We start from the raw sequence: 3,135 nt of genomic DNA on the forward strand, positions 1-3,135 counted from the left end.
CTAATGGCAATGATTTTTTGTCTATCTTCCCATTAGTCGTTAGTGGAAATGATTCCAATTGCATGTACAATTTTGGAGTCATATAGTCTGGTAATTGTTTAGCTATTTCTTTTTGAATCACCTTGTTGTCAATTTCCTCCGTTGCGATTACATACGCAACTAATTGATCATCTTTAGCAATCACGACAGCTTCATTGATGTGTTCTATTTCTTCTAATCTGGTTTCAATTTCTCCAAGTTCAATTCGATATCCTTTGATCTTTACTTGATCATCTTTTCTTCCTAAATATTGAATACTTCCGTCAGATAATCGTTTTGCCAAATCTCCAGTTTTGTAAAGATTTTTTCCCTCTTTAAACGGATGATTGATGAATTTTTCTTGCGTTAATTCTTCTTGATGTAAATATCCTTTTGACAATCCTTTTCCACTGATACATAATTCACCTGTTCCGCCAATTGGAAGTACATTTAAATTATCATCTAATAGGTAAATTTCTGTGTTCGCTATTGGATGACCAATCGTGATCATTTCCGAAGTGATTTCATGAAACATACAACCAACTGTGGCTTCTGTTGGCCCGTATTCATTAAAGATTTTGATGTCTGGATTGATTGATTGTAAAATCTCTACATGACTTCTTTTGAGTTCTTCTCCTCCTAAAACAGCAACTACTAATTCGTCACTTTTCAGTCCTGCATCTTGCAATACACTTACATGTGAAGGTGTTAGTTTGATACATGAAATTCCATTGTCAAGATATCGTTTCAGTAATGCCAATACATCTTGATCTTCTTCAAAAACAGTAATTGTGCCTCCGCTAATGAGTGGTAAAAAGATACTCGTAATGGTTAAATCAAATGATGGAGACGTAAATAATCCAAAGTCTTTGTCAGTTTCGTTTAGGTACTGACCTTTTCCCCATTGGGCATAATTTGATAATGATTCATGTGTGATTGGTGTTCCTTTCGGAATTCCAGTTGAGCCTGAAGTGTAAATAATGTATGCTGTATCTTCTAAAGTAACCGCTGCTTTTAACTCTCTTTCAAACTGGTTTGCATCAAATTCTACATCTAGCGCCAATAACGTTCCTGTGTAATAATCTAATTCAAACATATAGTTCGTATCTGAAATCAGGAGTTGTATATCCGCATTTTCTAGAATGTATTTTTTACGACTTTCCGGGTATGCTGTATCTATTGGTACATAAACGCCACCAGCTTTTAGAATTCCTAGAATTGTAAGTATGTAATTTTCACTTCTATCTAAATGAATTCCGATAGGATCGCCTTTTTTAACCTTATATTCACTTTGTAAGCAGTTTGCTAATTGACTTGATTGGGCGTCTAATTCTGCATAAGTCAATTGTTTTGTTTGAAAGTTAACTGCTATTCCTGCTGGATTTTCTACAGCTTGTGCTTTGAATATATCCAATACCGTAACTGCTGGATATTGTGTAAATGTATCATTATAAGCATAAATCAAATCTGTTTTCTCAGATGCTTCCAACATTTGTAAACTTCCTATTGATACGCTTGCATCAGCAACAACCGAAATGATTAAGTGTTCAAAATGAACCATCATACGATGAATCGTTTCTTCTTTGAATAGAGCCGTAGTATATTCAACATCCATAAACAATCCGTCAGCAGTTTCACTAGCATTTACGATTAAGTCTAGTTGAGAAGTTGTTTGTTTGATCGGCATTTTTTCTACCGAACAATTACCAAAAGTCAATTCACTGAGTTCTTCATTGTTTTGTAATACAAATAGCGTTTGAAATAAGGGACTACGACTTTGATCGCGCTCTAGTGATAAATCATCTACTATACGTTCAAATGGTAAATCTTGATGTTCATATGCTGATAAACAGGTGTCTTTTACTTGTTGTGCTAATTGTTCAAAAGAATCTTCACTTGAAAATTCATCACGCAAAACAATTGTATTCATAAAGAAACCAATTAATCCTTCAATTTCTGATTGCGTTCTGTTCGCTATTGAAGTTCCAACACTGATATCAAATTGACCTGAATAACGAGATAATAATACTTTGTATACACTTAGTAATGTGATAAATAGTGTTGTTCCTTGTGCTTGTGTAAATTGTTTTAACTTATCTTGAATTGTTTTAGATATTTCATAATGATAAGTTGTTCCTTCTGTAGATTGAATTGGCGGACGAGCAAAATCTGTTGGCAATTCTAATATGGCTGCATCTTTTAATTTTGATGACCAAAAAGCTAGTTTTTCTGTTAATATTTCACCAGAAAGATAGTTACGTTGCCAACTACTATAGTCTGCATATTGTACAGGTAATGTTGGTAAATCAATCTTGTTTCCTGCTAATAATTGTCCGTAAGACACTTCTAGTTCTTTTACTAAGATTGGTAAAGACCAACCATCTGAAGCAATATGATGGATCACTAAAATCAACCTGTGATCTGTCTCACTTTTTGAAACTACAGCTGCTCTGAGCATATAATCTTTTGATAAATCGAAAGCAGTTTTGGTAACTTTATTAATGTATGTTGCGATTGCTTTTTCGGATGTTTCTTTTATATGTGAAACTTCAAAAGCGTCATTTTCTATGATATGTTGATATCCTATTCCGTTGTGATCTTTGAAAACCGTTCGAAGTGATTCATGACGACCTACAACATGTTGCAACGCTTCTTGTAAAACTAGTACATTTAAATCTCCTGTAACCTTTAATACTCCTGAAATATGATAAGCTACACTTCCTTGTAATTGATCTAAAAACCATAAACGCTCTTGTGGATACGATAATGGAGTGTGTTCTGAACGTTCGTTTATTAATATGCCTGGAATCGTTGATTGCGTTCCTTTTGAAATACATTTTGCAATTCCTGAAATTGTTGGTGCTGTAAAGACATCTTTTATCCCTATAGAAACTTCAAAAGTTGATTGTATTGCTGAAATTAAACGAATTGCTAATAATGAATGTCCTCCAAGTTCAAAGAAATTATCATGAATTCCAATGTTTGAAATTTGTAAAACATGCTCCCAAATTTCAACTAACTTTATTTCTATTTCAGTAGTTGCTCCAACATAGTTTTCTTGTAATAGCCCAGAAATATCTGTGTCTGGTAATGCCTTCCTGTCTATTTTTCCACTTG

General features: G+C 33.7%; 1 protein-coding gene. It reads right to left on the reverse strand.

The genetic code is table 11. From position 1 onward, the window contains the following. The coding region (locus tag Q0828_RS24325) for an amino acid adenylation domain-containing protein (RefSeq protein ID WP_298427959.1) at positions 1 to 3,135 on the reverse strand (3,135 nt) is incomplete at both ends.

This window comes from uncultured Kordia sp., assembly GCF_947496985.1.
GTDB lineage: Bacteria > Bacteroidota > Bacteroidia > Flavobacteriales > Flavobacteriaceae > Kordia.